The sequence below is a fragment of the Citrobacter koseri ATCC BAA-895 genome (assembly GCF_000018045.1).
Classification (GTDB): domain Bacteria; phylum Pseudomonadota; class Gammaproteobacteria; order Enterobacterales; family Enterobacteriaceae; genus Citrobacter_B; species Citrobacter_B koseri.
The window spans coordinates 1,727,203-1,743,711 of sequence record NC_009792.1; the positions used below are offsets into that span (position 1 = coordinate 1,727,203).

At 51.5% G+C, this 16,509-nt stretch carries 15 protein-coding genes; 5 read left to right on the top strand and 10 right to left on the bottom strand.

Annotated features, from left to right (window positions below):
• The first annotated feature begins 215 nt into the window (after positions 1 to 215).
• Positions 216 to 2,363 carry a formate dehydrogenase subunit alpha gene (gene fdhF / locus CKO_RS07745; protein ID WP_012132686.1) on the top strand — a complete coding sequence of 716 codons (2,148 nt, stop codon included), beginning with the start codon at positions 216 to 218 and terminating at the stop codon, positions 2,361 to 2,363.
• A 63-nt stretch (positions 2,364 to 2,426) separates the two neighbouring features.
• Here the strand turns inward: fdhF and CKO_RS07750 are convergent, their stop codons facing one another.
• The 7 genes from CKO_RS07750 to CKO_RS07780 form a co-directional block, all read right to left on the bottom strand.
• Complete coding sequence (locus CKO_RS07750) at positions 2,427 to 3,074, bottom strand: hypothetical protein (protein WP_024130399.1); 648 nt, start codon at positions 3,072 to 3,074, stop codon at positions 2,427 to 2,429.
• 232 nt (positions 3,075 to 3,306) lie between these two features.
• Positions 3,307 to 3,489: a DUF1869 domain-containing protein gene (locus CKO_RS07755; RefSeq protein WP_012132688.1), complete on the bottom strand. Its 183-nt coding sequence runs from the start codon at positions 3,487 to 3,489 to the stop codon at positions 3,307 to 3,309.
• A gap of 3 nt (positions 3,490 to 3,492) precedes the next feature.
• Positions 3,493 to 3,855: a DUF1971 domain-containing protein YeaR gene (gene yeaR, locus CKO_RS07760; protein ID WP_024130400.1), complete on the bottom strand. Its 363-nt coding sequence runs from the start codon at positions 3,853 to 3,855 to the stop codon at positions 3,493 to 3,495.
• 171 nt (positions 3,856 to 4,026) lie between these two features.
• Positions 4,027 to 4,665, bottom strand: a complete 639-nt coding sequence (gene leuE / locus CKO_RS07765; protein WP_012132690.1) for a leucine efflux protein LeuE — start codon at positions 4,663 to 4,665, stop codon at positions 4,027 to 4,029.
• 209 nt (positions 4,666 to 4,874) lie between these two features.
• Entirely contained in the window at positions 4,875 to 5,486 is a 612-nt protein-coding gene (gene zinT / locus CKO_RS07770; RefSeq protein WP_012132692.1) for a metal-binding protein ZinT, read from the bottom strand.
• A 175-nt stretch (positions 5,487 to 5,661) separates the two neighbouring features.
• Positions 5,662 to 8,106 (bottom strand): trimethylamine-N-oxide reductase 2, encoded by a 2,445-nt coding sequence (locus tag CKO_RS07775; RefSeq protein ID WP_024130402.1) that lies wholly within the window; start codon positions 8,104 to 8,106, stop codon positions 5,662 to 5,664.
• 20 nt (positions 8,107 to 8,126) lie between these two features.
• Entirely contained in the window at positions 8,127 to 9,221 is a 1,095-nt protein-coding gene (locus CKO_RS07780; protein ID WP_024130403.1) for a NapC/NirT family cytochrome c, read from the bottom strand.
• Between the two features lie 531 nt (positions 9,222 to 9,752).
• On the opposite strand from CKO_RS07780, the gene uspF reads away from it, so the two are divergent.
• Positions 9,753 to 10,181, top strand: coding sequence for a universal stress protein UspF (uspF, locus tag CKO_RS07785; RefSeq protein ID WP_012132695.1), 429 nt, complete (start codon positions 9,753 to 9,755; stop codon positions 10,179 to 10,181).
• A gap of 666 nt (positions 10,182 to 10,847) precedes the next feature.
• Here uspF and CKO_RS23690 read toward each other — a convergent pair.
• The 3 genes from CKO_RS23690 to icd all read right to left on the bottom strand — a co-directional run bounded on the left by CKO_RS23690 (position 10,848) and on the right by icd (position 14,018).
• Positions 10,848 to 10,979: a hypothetical protein gene (locus CKO_RS23690; RefSeq protein WP_012132696.1), complete on the bottom strand. Its 132-nt coding sequence runs from the start codon at positions 10,977 to 10,979 to the stop codon at positions 10,848 to 10,850.
• A 123-nt stretch (positions 10,980 to 11,102) separates the two neighbouring features.
• Positions 11,103 to 12,062: a Kdo(2)-lipid IV(A) acyltransferase gene (locus CKO_RS07790; RefSeq protein WP_024130404.1), complete on the bottom strand. Its 960-nt coding sequence runs from the start codon at positions 12,060 to 12,062 to the stop codon at positions 11,103 to 11,105.
• A gap of 705 nt (positions 12,063 to 12,767) precedes the next feature.
• Complete coding sequence (gene icd, locus CKO_RS07795; protein ID WP_012132698.1) at positions 12,768 to 14,018, bottom strand: NADP-dependent isocitrate dehydrogenase; 1,251 nt, start codon at positions 14,016 to 14,018, stop codon at positions 12,768 to 12,770.
• Between the two features lie 172 nt (positions 14,019 to 14,190).
• Between icd and rluE the strand changes: the two genes are divergently transcribed.
• From rluE to mnmA, 3 genes are read left to right on the top strand one after another with little or no spacing between them, the layout of a single operon-like run.
• Positions 14,191 to 14,844 carry a 23S rRNA pseudouridine(2457) synthase RluE gene (gene rluE, locus CKO_RS07800; RefSeq protein ID WP_012132700.1) on the top strand — a complete coding sequence of 218 codons (654 nt, stop codon included), beginning with the start codon at positions 14,191 to 14,193 and terminating at the stop codon, positions 14,842 to 14,844.
• Between the two features lie 9 nt (positions 14,845 to 14,853).
• Positions 14,854 to 15,315, top strand: a complete 462-nt coding sequence (locus CKO_RS07805; RefSeq protein ID WP_012132701.1) for an NUDIX hydrolase — start codon at positions 14,854 to 14,856, stop codon at positions 15,313 to 15,315.
• Between the two features lie 54 nt (positions 15,316 to 15,369).
• Positions 15,370 to 16,476: a tRNA 2-thiouridine(34) synthase MnmA gene (gene mnmA, locus CKO_RS07810; protein ID WP_024130406.1), complete on the top strand. Its 1,107-nt coding sequence runs from the start codon at positions 15,370 to 15,372 to the stop codon at positions 16,474 to 16,476.
• Positions 16,477 to 16,509: the final 33 nt, after the last annotated feature.

Genomic DNA, 16,509 nt, shown 5'->3' on the forward strand with positions numbered 1-16,509 from the left:
GGGCTTTTTTTTGACGTTTACTCGTCATTTATGACGAATCCGCTGTCATTTTCTTCATCTTTCCGCAGACAAGCCCCGCCGCGCCTGAGTTTCTGTTTCTGGCACGGTTTGTGCTTTAACAGCCCGTCGCTACGACAAACCGAAGCCAGCGCCATGTCGCGCGTCGGCTTCGTCTACAATTCGCGCTATTTCAGCTTTTAACAGGTCTGTTATTGATGAAAAAAATCACCAGTGTGTGCCCGTACTGTGGGGCCGGGTGCAAGCTCAAGCTTGTTGTTGAAAATAACAAAATTATCCGTGCCGAAGGCGCAGAGGGTGTAACCAACCAGAACCAGTTATGCCTGAAAGGCTACTATGGCTGGGACTTCCTTAACGACACGCGGCTTCTGACGCCACGTCTGACCCGCCCGATGATCCGCTATCAAAAAGGCGGAAAATTTACCCCCGTCAGTTGGGATGAAGCGATCCGCTATACCGCACAACGCTTATCCGCCATTAAAGAAACCTTTGGGCCCCGCGCCATTATGACGACGGGCTCTTCCCGTGGGACAGGGAATGAAACCAACTACGTCATGCAGAAATTCGCCCGCGCCGTACTCAATACCAACAATGTCGATTGCTGCGCCCGTGTATGCCACGGCCCTTCCGTCGCCGGGTTGCAGGAGACGCTGGGTAATGGGGCGATGAGTAACTCCATCAGCGATATAGAGAACTCCAAATGCCTGCTGATTTTCGGCTATAACTGCGCAGACTCTCACCCTATTGTCGCGCGCAGAGTCATTAAGGCCAGGCAGAACGGCGCCAAAATTATTGTGTGCGATCCCCGGCGCATTGAAACCGCCCGTATTGCCGATCAGCACCTGCAACTGAACAACGGCTGCAATATGGCGCTGGTTAACGCCTTTGGCTACGTTCTGCTTGATGAACACCTTTACGACACGGAGTACGTACAAAAGCACACGGAAGGACTGGAGGCCTACCGGGAGACCGTAAAAGATTACGCCCCGGAATCCGTCGAACATTTAACCGGCGTCCCTGCCCAGCAGGTGCGTCAGGCGATGCGAACGTTCGCCGCCGCCCCTTCCGCCACGGTCATGTGGGGAATGGGCGTGACCCAGTTTGGTCAGGCTGTCGACGTCGTGCGCGGTTTGTCGAGCCTGGCGCTGCTGACGGGCAATCTGGGGCGTCCTGACGTCGGCGTCGGCCCGGTACGCGGTCAGAACAACGTCCAGGGAGCGTGCGATATGGGCGTTCTGCCTAACCAGTTCCCCGGCTACCAGGACGTGACGGATGCAGCCGCCAGAGAGAAATTCGCGCAAGCCTGGGGAATCGATGCCAGCCTGATGGATGACAAAGTCGGCACGCGTATTACCGAGGTGCCGCACCTGGCGATGGAAGGCAAAATTAAAGCCTACTACATCATGGGGGAAGATCCGCTGCAAACCGAGGCCGACCTGGGGCTGGTGCGGGCCGGTTTCGAGGCGCTGGACTTTATCGTGGTGCAGGATATTTTCATGACCAAAACGGCAGAAATGGCGGATGTTCTCCTGCCCGCGACCTCATGGGGCGAACACGGCGGCGTCTTCACCTGTGCCGACCGTGGCTTCCAGCGGTTTGAAAAAGCCATCGATCCCACCGGAGATGTGAAGCGCGACTGGGAGATTATCAGTCTGCTGGCGACCGAAATGGGCTACCCGATGCATTATGAAAGTAACCAGCACATCTGGGATGAGATGCGCGAACTGTGTCCGCTTTTCTACGGCGTCACCTGGGAGAAAATGGGCGATATGGGGCATGTGCAGTGGCCGTGCCCGGACCTTGATCACCCCGGCACACCGTATCTTTACGCACATAGTCAGTTTGATACGCCCAGCGGCAAAGGCAAGTTATTCGCCGCGCCGTGGCGGGCTCCGGCGGAAGTTCCTGATGATGCGTTCCCGATGGTGCTCTGTACCGTTCGCGAAGTGGGACACTATTCCTGCCGCTCAATGACCGGCAACTGTGCTGCGCTACAGGCGCTGGCAGATGAACCTGGCAACGTGCAAATCAACACAAACGACGCGGAAAAACTGGGGATTCGTCATCGCGAACTGGTGTGGGTGAGTTCACGTCGCGGTAAAGTCATCAGCCGGGCCGATGTTTCAGATCGCATTAACCAGGGAACGGTCTATATGACCTATCAATGGTGGATAGGCGCCTGTAACGAACTGACTCAGGATAATCTTGATCCGATTTCGAAAACGCCTGAAACCAAATACTGCGCCGTGAAGGTTGAAGCCATTACCGATCAGCGCTGGGCGGAAAACCATGCTGCCCAATCGTACAGCGACATGAAGTCGCGTTTATGCGAGGCAATTGCATAAGCCGCGCTGTGCCTGTTAGCCCGGGTTCGGGAAAAAGAACCCGGGCGTTTTCATCAGCGAACCTCAATATTCCGCATGCTGTGGTTCCGCCGTCTGCAACGCAATATATTCATCTTGTTTATCGCGTTTCATAAACGTCAGCGTAACCAAAAAAAGCCCGATCATGAACGGCAATTCGTACAGTTCTTCAATCAAATCGGTGTATTGTTTACTGTGCAGGAACAGCGGCGCCAGTAACCGATGATGCTCCACCGTATCGGAAATTAAAAACGCGCAGGCAGTAACAGTTAGCAACCACAGCGGCAGGGATTCTTCACGCAGCCGACGCGCAATTTCCTGGCGCAAAGTCTTTGAGATCAATACCGGAAGCACAAGCGCGGCGATCAGGACGACGGAAATCCCCCGGAAGATCATTTTGGGATGTTCAGGAAAGTAGTCGCGCCCCCAGCTGGTGCTTCGCCCTAACAACACCAGCCACCACACCACCGCCCAAAGCCAAAACTGCTTTGCGCCGTCAGGGCGAGACAACGGCCTGATATACCAGGCGGTAAATAGCGCACCAAACAGTAGCCATAGCGCCTGCCCATTTTCAATCCATAACACCACGACGCCATTTAGCAGAGGTACGTGCCAGTTCGCAGTGAAAGGAATAACCAACGCAACAAGCGCAAGGACGAGAGCCGACGAGGTTAATCGAGTATCAAATTTCATGGTGGTCATTTTCTGTTCAGTGTTTAATGCTCAATCATATATTTTATGAATGCCAGAGCATTAACAAACAATGCGATGTTCTTAAGGTTTCCTTAATATTTCTTTTCAATTAATTTCAGTTGTCAGGTACATGCTGATATCAGGCGAAAAAAAAACCGCCCAGCGTCGTGATAGCGCTGTGCGGTTTAGCGTAACGGTTAAAAAATCGCGGTCGCAGGCTTCCCGAACGGGATCACCAGCCGCAAACGTCGTGCTCGTTTTCGGTGTCGTATGAGCGCACGGTGTTCACCAGATCTTTCACCACTTCTGCCGCAACGTCCGGGACCAGCAGTGTCATCGGCGCTTCAGTTTCATAATCAACTGAAACACCGTTGCTGTTATTGGTTACGGTAACGGTATAGGTCGCTTTGCCCATGATTTACTCCTTCCCGGTATGAATGACTTTTCGTTGGCTGGCGCTTTCCATCAGCACTTCCGGTGCAACAAAAAAGTCGATGTTAAAGTAGGTATCGTCGCTCATCACTTCGATGTTGTGCCATTTTTCCGGGGGAAAAACGCCGAACTGACCGGCTTCAATGATCATCACTTTTTCCGGTTCCGGGCTGTGTTCATCTGCATATCCGAGATATTTGACCGCCCCCTGCATAACCGACAGGCGAGGATAAACCCCTGGTCGGGTTCCTTTATCAAGGTGGCGTTCGAAAATTCCGGCTGGCGCGGTGTCTTTATTCCAGAACGGAGTGGAGCGTGTATGGATATGATTTTGTGGAATTTGAAGCATTTTATTCCCTCTTCCAGTAACAACCAGCGATCTTACTGAATCGCTGCTGTAAAAAGGGTACGCCTCATAAGATGTGTTTTAAATACCATTTATTGGTTATTTTTTTCCGTCGCGCGTGGCGGTGAGCATCATCTTTACGGAAGGCCCACAGAGTGCGCGGGCCTGATGGCGTTATGACTGAAGCGTCGCCAGACGTGCGGCAAAACCAACGAAAATCAAACCGATAAGGGAATTCCCCACCTTCGCCAGTTTCTTTTTCGTGCGAATGTACTGCGTTACAAAAGCGCCCGAAATAATCAGGAAGCTCAGATAGAAAAAGCTCACCACTTCAAGCGTTGTCGCCAGGATAAAAAATGACAGCCCCGCGTGCGGCGCATTGACGTCAATAAACTGGACGAAAAACGAAACGTAAAAAAGGATGGCTTTGGGATTGGTCAGGCTCAGTATTAAGGCACGTTTAAAGATTGCGCCAAACGGAACCTCATCATGCGCCACTTCGCTCCCTTTCGATTTGAGCGTGGCGTAAAGGATCTTCGCACCAAGATACAGAAGATAAAAAGCGCCGAGATAACGAACGATATTAAACAGCACCGGCGTTGTTTTTATTAATGTTGCGACGCCCGCGTACGCCAGAAACATCAGCACCGCATCGCCAATGAACACGCCGCTGGCGGCGAGATACCCGCCTTTCATCCCTCGCCCGACGCTGTTTTTCAGCACAAATATCGTATTAGGCCCCGGCACCAGCACGATAAAAATGGCCCCAACCAGATACGTCCAGTAGTTCAGAACTCCATACTCTGCGAACACGTTAACCTCTTCCTGAAAAAAACAGATACGCTTTACTGCGAAACAATATGCTAACGAATGAACTGAATGATGGGAAGGGAAATCATAGCGTTGCGTTATATCATGATATTTACCGGCAAAGGCGCCCTACTTATGACAGATATCGCTCTTTTGGGACGCCGTCACAACACGATGGCGGGTCCTGCCGGGCCCGCCATAATAACAACATCTTAGTGGTGCAACATCTCGTCGACGACCTCTTCGGCCTTCAGCTGGTACGGATAATAGGTTGGCCAGTTATCCATTTCTTCAAGCAATGCCTGCTGGGAGGTGTTCCCCATAAAGATATGGAAATGGCTCGACTTACGCGGCGCGATAATATGATCGCTGAACTGCACATATTTAGGCGCGTTGCTCTTCGCATCTTTACACTCAAACAGATAGCGAACGCCTTTTTTACCGGATGCGTAGGTCAGGATTTTGTGTCCGGCATAATCGTATTGGCAGGACTCAACCTGATTACCGGTGTGAAATTCCATGACGCCATTCTCAATGCCGATAGTATCCACATTGGTGGCGTAGCCTTTACGGTAATAGGCCTTAATCTCCTCGGCTGTTTTGCTGTTATCTTTCTCCGCTTTCTTTTTAAATACCGGATCAAGCTCCCCGCTTACCAGATACGGATAAACAGACTGCCACATACCGTCCCAGTCCGTTAGCGCCCTGTCCTTCACGTTTTTATCGTCAAAAACGCCTTCTGCCGCCTTTTGCTCCATCTCCGTTAGCGGTGCGCCATGTGAATGGTGCCCATGCGCAAGCGCGTGTCCGCTAACCAGAAGCATTCCCAGAGCTACTGCTAATTTTTCAAAATGAATCGCCAAAATATCACCCTCAATCAGTGCGTAAAGATGGAATGTTATAATATAACATCACCATTAATTCAACTCTGAATGAGAAGCATAAAAAACGGGAGCACACAGGCTCCCGCTTATTCCAACAAACTAACAGTCCCCGGCGTTACAGAGTGACAATCTCTGGCTCATCAAATACCGTGAGCGTTGGGGCTTCGCCGGTAAATTTCTCTGCATATACCAGGGTCGTATTCCCCGCGCAACCGTTCGCCAGCCTTGACGTCTGGATGTCCGCCGTCAGCACGTTGGCGCCGCCGTTTTTACAGATGCCATTCTCGATATCAGGCCAGGCGCCTTCATGGATACAGATGATCCCCGGTTTGATCCCATCGCTGACGTGCGCCCCGACCAGAACCTGACCACGACCATTCCATACGCGTACCAGGTCGCCCTCGGCAATCCCCCTTGCCTTCGCATCATCTGGATGAATCGTCACCGGCTCGCGATCGGCAATGGCATACTCTTTTCGCAACGACGCATAGTTCAACTGACTGTGCAGACGGTGCGCCGGATGGGCGGTCAGCAACTGTAACTGATCCTTATCCGCAGACCCTTTCCACTCATCTGGTTCAATCCATGAAGCATGAGGCGGACAGTCTTTGTAGTGATAACCTTCAATGGTTTTTGAATAGATCTCGATCTTACCGCTTGGCGTACCGAGCGCATTCATGACCGGATCATGGCGGAAATCGGCATAACGCACATACTTGTTGTTCTTTTCGTTCTCGCGCATTTCAATCAGCTTATTCTGCTGCCAGAACGCATTGAACTGAGGCATTGCCACACGTTGAGCGCGAGCCGCCTTTTGCGCGGCGTCGTAGAATTGCTTCAGCCACGCCATCTCATCTTTACCTTCGGTATAGACCGCTTTGCCGCCGGGTTTGAGCATCTCAGCTAAATCAGCAAAGACGTCAAAGTCATTACGGGCCTCAAACTGCGGCGCAATCACCTGCTTCATAGGCACCAGATGCTGGTTGCTGTAGTCTCCGGTCATCGTGAGATCGTTACGTTCAAACGATGTGGTGATCGGGAGAACAATATCGGCATGTTTCGCCGCCGCCGTCCAGTAACACTCGGAAATCACCACCAGCTCAGGCTTCTGCCACGCTTTGATTAAGCGGTTGGTATCCTGATGATGGGTAAAGTTCGCGCCGCCTGCCCACCAGATCATTTTGATATCCGGGAAGGTCTGCTCTTTACCGTTATGCTGATATTTTCCTCCCGGGTTTTCCAGCGCCTCCACAATTCGCGCCACAGGCAGGTTCACCACCGCATCCGATACCGCCCAGTCGTTCCCTGCCGACGATCCCCCCTCAATTTGTGCCGATATCGCAGGCAGTACACCACCGGTACGCGTCGGGTTCCCGCCGTTGGAATAGTGATAGGAGAAGCCGAAACCGCCGCCTTCCGTCCCAATTTGCCCCAGCATCGCGGCCAGCGTCACCAGCATCCAGTGTTTTTGCTCACCGTATTGCTGACGTTGAATCCCCCAGCCCGCCATCAGCATGGTTTGGTTGCTGGCAAAAATTTCCGCCAGTTTCTCAATCTGTTCTGCGGGTACGCCACAGACGCCGGATGCCCATTCAGCGGTTTTCTCAACGTTGTCGCTCTTGCCGAGCAAGTACTCTTCAAACTGCGGATAACCGGTGGTGTATTTTTCCAGGAACGCTTTATCGTGACGCTCTTTTTTCACCAGCGTATGCGCAATCCCCAGCATCATCGCCACGTCAGTTCCCATATGCGGGGCGATCCACGTTGCATTGTCGCCAAAAAACTCAATGGTTTCTGAGCGCATTGGGTCGATCGCGATAACGGTTTTTCCCGATTTCTTCAGCAGATTAAAATACTCAAGCCCTTGTTCATCCGTACTGCTCCAGGCAATTTTTAACGTGTTGAGCGGGTTCATCCCCCACAGCACCACCACCTGGCTGTGCTCAAGCACCATCGGCCATGTCGTCTGTTGTTCGTATACCTCAACCGATCCCACAACATATGGCATGATAACCTGCGCCGCCCCGGTGGAATAATCCCCGGTATGGCCTGCATATCCCCCGGCCATACTCATATAGCGTTGCAGCAACGTTTGCGCCTTATGCAGGACGCCGCTGGAGCGCCAGCCATAGGAACCCGCAAAAATGGAGGACGGACCATAGCTGCTACGAATACGGCTATGCTGCTCATGAATGAGTTTCAGCGCCTGTTCCCAACTCACCCGCACAAAGGGATCGCTTCCCCGTTTACCGTCCGCTTTACCTGGATTTTCCAGATAGCTTTTACGCACCATTGGGTATTTTACACGGACGTTGGTATGTACCTGGTCCGGCGCGGTTTGCTGCAATGAGTTCGGTATGGTTTTAGGTAATGCGCCTTTTGAAGAGACAACTTTGCCGTCTTTGACCTCCACATATACGGCCCCCCAACGTGCGGCAGTCAGGATGGCGCCGCCATTTTGGTTTTCGGCCCAGGCAGGCATTGGGATCACCGAAGAAATCGCCATAGTCCCGGTTGCCGCTCCAGCCGTCTTGATAAAGTCACGTCTTGTGAGTTTCATGATTTCTCCTGGTATTATCACTATTCATGCATGTCTTTCGCGTTGTACTGGAAGTAACGGCTCAGGATATCCAGTTCGTTTTCACTGATGTTGGTACGAGCCCCCATCCCTTTCGCCACAGAGGGCCAGGCATTGAGGGTAAAATGCTTCGCAGGAATCGGCGCATGGCAGCCTGCGCAGTACACATTGTCGAGTTTGCGCGCGTAGTCCCACATCGGTTCGCGGCTGGCGAGCGCAGAGCCGCTCCACTCGCCCTGTAGCGCCACATCCCGCCACGCGTTACCGTAATCATCTTTTTTCCAGTCAGAGAGAATGTGGAGTGATTGCTGCCCTTTCTCACTCAGACTGGCAAGGATCAACCGCTGGCCTGCCGCGTAGTAAATAACCTGCTCGCTCCCCTGCATCTGGCTCCCGCGGATCTCCACCAGCCGTGAGGTTTCCATCGATTTCAGGACATGCATTTGCGTGGCCGGATAGACGGTTGCCAGATCGCCAAGTGCGGTATTGCTTACGGCATAGAGCGTTTTTGCAGATGCGGGGGTGGATGCAGACTGGGCCTCAAGCGCTTTGAGGGCGCTGTCGTCCATTGTTATTTCGGGTGGGAAGTGGGCGACGCCTTTGTGGCAATCAATACAGGTTTGTTTTTCCTGAATGCCCATTTGGTGCATTTTGCGGGCATCAGCGCTTTGCGCGTCAATATCCATCGCATCCATGCTATGACAGCTACGACAGGTTGCGGAGTCGCTGGCTTTCAACTGCGCCCAAACGGTTTGCGCCATCTCCAGACGATGTTCTTCAAACTTCTCTGGCGTGTCGATTTTTTTGGTGATGAACTGATGATAGACATCTTTCGAGGCAAGGAGCTTGGCTACCAGGTAATCCACCCCGCCCTCCGGGATATGGCAATCCGCGCATTCCGCACGAATCCCCTTCTGATTCTGGAAGTGAACCGAGCCCGTATACTCCTCATAAGGCGCCTGCATCGTATGGCAAGACAGACAAAATTCAGTGCTCGATGTTTTATGTAACGTCCATTGCCCCGCTAAAACAATTACTGCGCCAAGAACGATGCAAAGCAGCATCGTCCATAAAATGGTTTTATTTATTTTTCTCATTCTTCATTCTCATCAGACAACTACCCTTTTAGAGGTAGACAATAATTAGACTGAGCAGGTTAATTATTGATATCCATCAAGCGTGGATGTGAATAAGAATTAGCATGCAAGTAAATTTGAAGGGGATCGCAGATTACACAGCAACGGAATATATGAGTATAAAATCGTTAAAACACAGTGAGTTACACTGTATTATATAGATATTTAAACCAGTATTAAATTAAATGTCAGGAGAAAGTTTCAAATAATTAAAATGGCGATTCAAGAGAGAGAAAATATCCCGTCGCTATATAAATAAATATACAATGAAATAAAGTAAAACGGAACCCATTACTGCTTCATAACGATATTCACGGTAAAAATCATTCTCCTGACAGCCATCATGTCAGTAACACCTTCTGGTGGACGTTTTGTGTCTACATTCTTACGACTTGCGGACTCGTTCACATAACTTTGATCTGATTACTTCTTATACAACCGATAAGTCCAGTACACTTAAGGTGGAGATAAAACAAACAGGAGGTGGTGAATATGTATCGTTCTATTCTGGTGCCGATTGATATCTCAGAAGCCAGCTTGACCCGTCAGATCATCCCGCAGGTTGAGGCGCATGCTAAAACCGCAAAGGTGCATTTTTTGGCCGTAATACCTTCTGTCCCGTTCTATGCCTCACTGGGTCTGGCCTACTCCAGCGAGTTCCCGGATAGAAGCGGTCTTCAGTCAAAGGCCGCCGTCAAACTGGAGGAAATTGTTAAACAATTCAATATCCCCGAGGGCAGGAGCCAGTCCCATGTTGTCTACGGCCCACCCAAAGATCAGATCCTCAAACTGGCGGATGCGGTAGAAGCCGACCTGATTATCATTGCGTCGCATCAACCGGGTTTCAGCACCTATCTGCTGGGTTCAACTGCTGCGGCCGTTGTTCGCCATGCAAACTGCCCTGTTCTGGTTGTACGCTAATACCGCTCGCTAACCCTGGCGAAAACGGGAGCCAACAGGCTCCCGTTCTTGTATCACACCTGTTTTCTGATGAATGACTCCCGATAAAAACAGCCTTATAAAACGAATGGTTGAATCATTAAATGATAATGGTTATCATTCTCTTGCTGTAAATACCTTAGCGCCTAATACAGGTATTGAAAGCACGACATTGCTCACATTGCTTCCAGTATGATTTTGCCCGCACTCTGTTGCGGGCTTTTTTTGCCAGAGTATTCATGCTCTCAGGGAAAAGGGCATGTGAGTCGTTAAACATTAAAAGGATATTTATGAACATAAAGAGAGTTGCCGGCACGATTTCAATCGTATTGTTGACGGCTTGTGTCGACTCAGAAGTACAACCCGCGCCCTCTTCCGCCAGCTCAATTTGTCAGGGATTCGGCTGTGTAAAAACTCCCGGGAAACTTCCCAGCCGCGCCGCCACCCATAAACCGACAAAAGAAGAAAGAAACCGTGTGATCCGGGGCGAGAAACCCGATTTTGGCTCCGAAGAGTGGAGTGTCGGAGGTACGCTGCCTGGCTGGTAATTGCAGGTGCAGAGTCGTCACTCTCACAACACGCCATTCTACTGGCATAAAAAAACGGGAACTGACAGGTTCCCGTTCTTGTTTATCCTCAGGTGCATATTTACAGATACCCGGCGATATAACCGGAGATCATACGCACAAGATAAGGCCACCCGGCCATGACAAGCAGCATCAGCAGCGCGATAAGCAGCCCCGTTAATACTGACCGAATGCGTTCATGTTCCGTACCCATTTTCACCTCCCCTGACCGCAGAAAATGAATGACTAAATTCCCAATAGCACGAACACATGACAGGTTTATGACGGCATTATTGACCAGTAACCGCCCGGAGGCGGTTTGAAACCAGGAAACGAGCTATTCGCCGTTACTCTCAATCGCGTTTTCCTTCTTCCCATACAAGGCCGGCTTGCCTGCTGGTCGGGTCTTAAAGCGACGGTGTAGCCACATATATTGTTCAGGAGCCAGGCTGATTGCGCGTTCAATCGCCCGGTTCATTCTGGTCGCAACGGTTTCCTTGCCCTCATCATACAGTTCATGGCCGATATCCGGGAGGATGATCAGCTCGTACCCTCTTCCATCCGCTCGGCGTCGGGGAACAAAAGGAACAACCGCCGGGCGTGCGCTTCTGACGAGCATGTAACTGCCTGCGGTAGTCGCCGCATCGGGAACATCAAAAAAAGGAACAAACACGCTGTTACGAGCGCCATAGTCATGATCAGGTGCATACCAGACAATCTCACCTTGTTTGAGCACTCGTATCATGCCTTTTAAATCATAGCGATCGAGCATGGTTTTATTTGAGCGAAGACGTCCCCGCGTCTGCAACCAGTCATACAGCGCGTTATTGTTCGGCCTGTATACGCCAATGCCCGGATTGAGCATCCCAAATATGCGCGCCCCAAGTTCAAGAGTAAGAAAGTGCATACCGATGAGAAGCACGCCTTTATTTTCAGCTCGCGCACTTTCCATATGTTCATAACCCGTAACCGTAAACCATTTGCGTAAACGCCTGTCTGACCAGAACCAGGCGATACCGGTTTCAAGTACCCCCATGCCTACCGACTCAAAATTTTTAATCAGTAATTTTTCACGCTCCTTCGCAGGTAACGCCTTAAAGCAAAGTTCCAGGTTGCGACGAGCTATTGTTACCCTGCGAGGCAATGCGCGCATGGCCACTCTCCCCAGACAAGCGCCAAGCCTGAGCAGAATGGGATAAGGCAGCAAAACAGCACATCGTAAGAAGAAAATACCCAGCCATAGCAGCCAGTAGCGAGGATGAAAAAAAGCGAATGAAAATGTTGGGAGTCTCGTCATTGAGTAAAATACGTTCCGGTTTACTGATAACTGCGGTGTTAGCTATCTGACTATTACAAAGAGGGGAAAACTAAAGCCCCGGTTAGCACAAAAAGTCTATAAAAAGACGAAAAAGTCGTTTTGTCATTTTTTGCGACTTATCCCCTGCTCACCGCGAGGTCGTAAAAACGTCATTTACCTTTTCGCCGCCACATGACCGATCGGACAATTTCAGGTCTATTCATTAAGCACAATTGAGGTTATGTTATTACATAACTTTTAGTGAGAAGGGTAATCATCAGATGAAAGTCAGAAACATATTCGCCATATCACTGGCTGCCTCGTCGTTCAGTTGCCTGGCATTCAAATCGCCGCCCAACGTAGTACCCGGTACGGCTCCTGATAACGTTCGCACACTCGAAAGTAAGATTCTGGGAAGTTTTTACAGTCAGCATGGTACTGAGCCGCAGACAACATTTTTGGGAACCTGTGACGCTTCACCCGTTCCAGGTTGTTCATGCCCGTTTTGCACAATGCTCCGTAGCCATATCCGCTGATGGGCTAAGCGTCTGAGCCACTGGCAGATGCACATCTTCCCCGTCTGGAGACTTGCGAAGTATCGTCTTAGTCCTCTGCGAGTTCGACATTCAAAAAACAAGTTCGAATGCTAATAATAAAAAAACGGGAACCCTTTGGCTCCCGTTCTTGTTTAACCCAGAAACTGGATTACATGTTTGCGATGATCGCGTCGCCAAACTCTGAACATTTCAGCAGGTTAGCGCCTTCCATCAGGCGTTCGAAATCGTAAGTGACGGTCTTCGCGGCAATCGCGCCTTCCATCCCTTTGACGATCAGATCTGCGGCTTCGAACCACTGCATGTGGCGCAGCATCATCTCAGCAGACAGAATGATGGAGCCCGGGTTAACTTTATCCTGGCCCGCGTACTTCGGCGCAGTGCCGTGAGTCGCTTCGAACAGCGCGCACTCGTCACCGATGTTCGCGCCCGGCGCGATACCGATACCGCCAACCTGCGCCGCCAGGGCGTCAGAGATGTAGTCGCCGTTCAGGTTCATACAGGCAATCACGTCGTACTCAGCCGGACGCAGCAGGATCTGTTGCAGGAACGCATCGGCGATCACGTCTTTAATCACGATCTCTTTGCCGGTGTTCGGGTTCTTGATTTTGACCCACGGGCCGCCGTCGATCAGCTCGCCGCCGAATTCATCACGCGCTAACTGGTAGCCCCAGTCTTTAAACGCGCCTTCGGTGAACTTCATGATGTTGCCTTTGTGAACCAGGGTCACAGAATCACGGTCATTAGCGATGGCATATTCAATCGCCGCACGCACCAGACGTTTGGTTCCTTCTTCGGAACACGGCTTAATACCGATACCACAGTGTTCAGGGAAGCGAATTTTCTTCACGCCCATCTCTTCGCGCAGGAATTTGATCACTTTCTCGGCATCCGCAGAGTCGGCTTTCCATTCGATACCTGCATAAATATCTTCAGCGTTTTCGCGGAAGATGACCATGTCGGTCAGTTCAGGGTGTTTAACCGGGCTTGGGGTGCCCTGATAGTAACGAACCGGACGCAGACACACGTACAGGTCGAGTTCCTGACGCAGCGCCACGTTCAGGGAACGAATACCGCCGCCGACCGGGGTAGTCAGAGGGCCTTTGATGGCCACGCGGTAATCACGAATCAGATCCAGGGTTTCAGCAGGCAGCCAGACATCCTGGCCATAAACCTGAGTGGATTTTTCACCGGTGTAAATTTCCATCCAGGAGATTTTACGCTCGCCTTTATAGGCTTTCTCGACAGCGGCATCGACCACTTTGAGCATGGCTGGGGTTACATCAACACCGATACCGTCGCCTTCAATGAACGGGATAATCGGATTTTCAGGAACGTTGAGTTTGCCGTTTTGCAGGGTGATCTTCTTACCTTCCGCCGGAACAACTACTTTGCTTTCCATTCACCTCTCCTTCGAGCGCTTCTGGTTTGCTCGTCTGTCATCACGCTGCATGTGCGTTTGCGTCCTGCGACACGGATGCATTAGAGCAACTTTTTTGTTAATGATTTGTAATGAGCGTGTCAATACTACCCTATTGTTTGCTGCCATGAAAGACACTCGTTATTAGGCTATAATGCGGCAATTGATAAGCCCTGAAAATACCATGCAAAAAACTTCTTTTAGAAATCACCGGGTTGAGCGATTCAGCTCACGACAAGTCACTAAGCGGCGGAAAGAAAACCAGCCAAAACGCGTGGTTTTGTTCAATAAACCTTACGATGTTTTGCCGCAATTTACGGATGAGGCCGGGCGCAGCACATTAAAAGACTATATTCCTGTCCAGGGCGTCTACGCAGCAGGTCGTCTGGACAGGGACAGCGAAGGTCTTCTGGTGCTCACCAACGATGGCGCATTGCAGGCTCGTCTGACGCAGCCCGGCAAACGTACCGGTAAAATTTATTACGTTCAGGTTGAAGGCGAACCAACCGCAGAAGCGCTGGAAGCCCTGCGCAATGGCGTGACGCTCAATGATGGCCCCACTCTGCCTGCGGGCATTGAGGTAGTGGACGAACCCGAATGGCTGTGGCCGAGAACGCCGCCGATTCGCGAACGAAAAAGTATCCCCACCCGCTGGCTCAAAGTGACCTTATATGAAGGCCGTAACCGTCAGGTACGGCGTATGACGGCGCACGTCGGCCACCCTACGCTGCGACTGATCCGCTACGCAATGGGCAACTACACGCTGGATAATCTTGCCAACGGCGAATGGCGAGACGCTACCGATTAAGGAAAAACCATGTTCAAACCGCACGTCACCGTCGCCTGCATCGTCCATGCAGAAGGTCAATTCCTCGTGGTGGAAGAGACCATTAACGGCAAAGCGCTCTGGAATCAGCCAGCCGGACACCTGGAAGCCGACGAAACGCTGGTGGAAGCCGCCGCGCGCGAACTCTGGGAAGAGACAGGGATTACCGCGCAACCCCAGCACTTTATTCGTCTGCATCAATGGATCGCGCCGGACAACACGCCGTTCCTGCGTTTCCTGTTTTCCATTGAACTTACCAGGATGTGCGCCACTGAACCTCACGACAACGACATTGACTGCTGTCGCTGGGTCAGCGCCGACGCGATCCTCAACGCCCCCAACCTGCGTTCGCCGCTGGTTGCCGAGAGCATTCGTTGCTGGCAGAACGGGCAACGTTATCCGCTGGCGATCATCGGCGAATTTAACTGGCCGTTTACAGAGGGTGTCAAGTAAAAGGGCTGCGTGATAGAATACGCCGCCTTGAAGTTCAATGTCGTGAGTATTCCAATGTCAGAAAGCCCAAAAAAAGTGATCGTCGGCATGTCCGGCGGTGTCGACTCCTCCGTTTCCGCCTGGCTGTTGCAACAACAGGGCTACCAGGTAGAAGGCCTGTTCATGAAGAACTGGGAAGAGGACGACGGTGAGGAATATTGCACAGCGGCAGCCGACCTGGCTGATGCGCAGGCCGTTTGCGACAAACTTGGCATTGAACTGCATACCGTAAACTTTGCCGCAGAATACTGGGACAACGTTTTTGAACTCTTCCTGGAAGAGTACAAAGCGGGCCGCACGCCGAACCCGGATATTCTGTGTAATAAAGAGATCAAATTTAAAGCCTTCCTCGAATTTGCCGCTGAAGATCTGGGCGCTGATTATATCGCCACCGGTCACTACGTCCGTCGCGCGGATGTGGACGGCAAAAGCCGCCTGCTGCGCGGGCTCGACGGTAACAAAGATCAGAGCTACTTCCTTTACACACTCGGCCATGAGCAGATCGCCCAAAGCCTGTTCCCGGTCGGTGAACTGGAAAAACCGCAGGTACGCAAAATTGCCGAAGACCTCGGTCTGATCACCGCGAAGAAAAAAGACTCTACCGGCATCTGCTTTATCGGCGAACGTAAATTCCGCGAGTTCCTCGGTCGCTATCTCCCGGCGCAGCCAGGAAAAATTATCACCGTAGACGGCGACGAAATCGGTCAGCACCAGGGGTTGATGTACCACACGCTGGGCCAACGTAAAGGTCTGGGTATCGGCGGCACCAAAGAAGGCACCGAAGATCCGTGGTACGTGGTCGATAAAGATGTCGAGAATAACATTCTGGTTGTCGCTCAGGGTCATGAGCATCCACGTCTGATGTCCGTCGGCCTGATTGCCCAACAGCTTCACTGGGTCGATCGCGAACCGTTTAGCGGCACCCTGCGCTGCACGGTGAAAACCCGCTACCGCCAGACCGACATTCCGTGCACCGTGAAAGCGCTGGATGACGAACGCATTGAAGTGATTTTTGATGAGCCGGTAGCCGCAGTAACGCCGGGTCAGTCGGCTGTCTTTTATAACGGAGAAGTGTGCCTCGGCGGCGGTATTATCGAGCAGCGCCTGCCCCTGCCGGTATAATTATTCTCTATAACTGATACAAGGAAGCAGTGA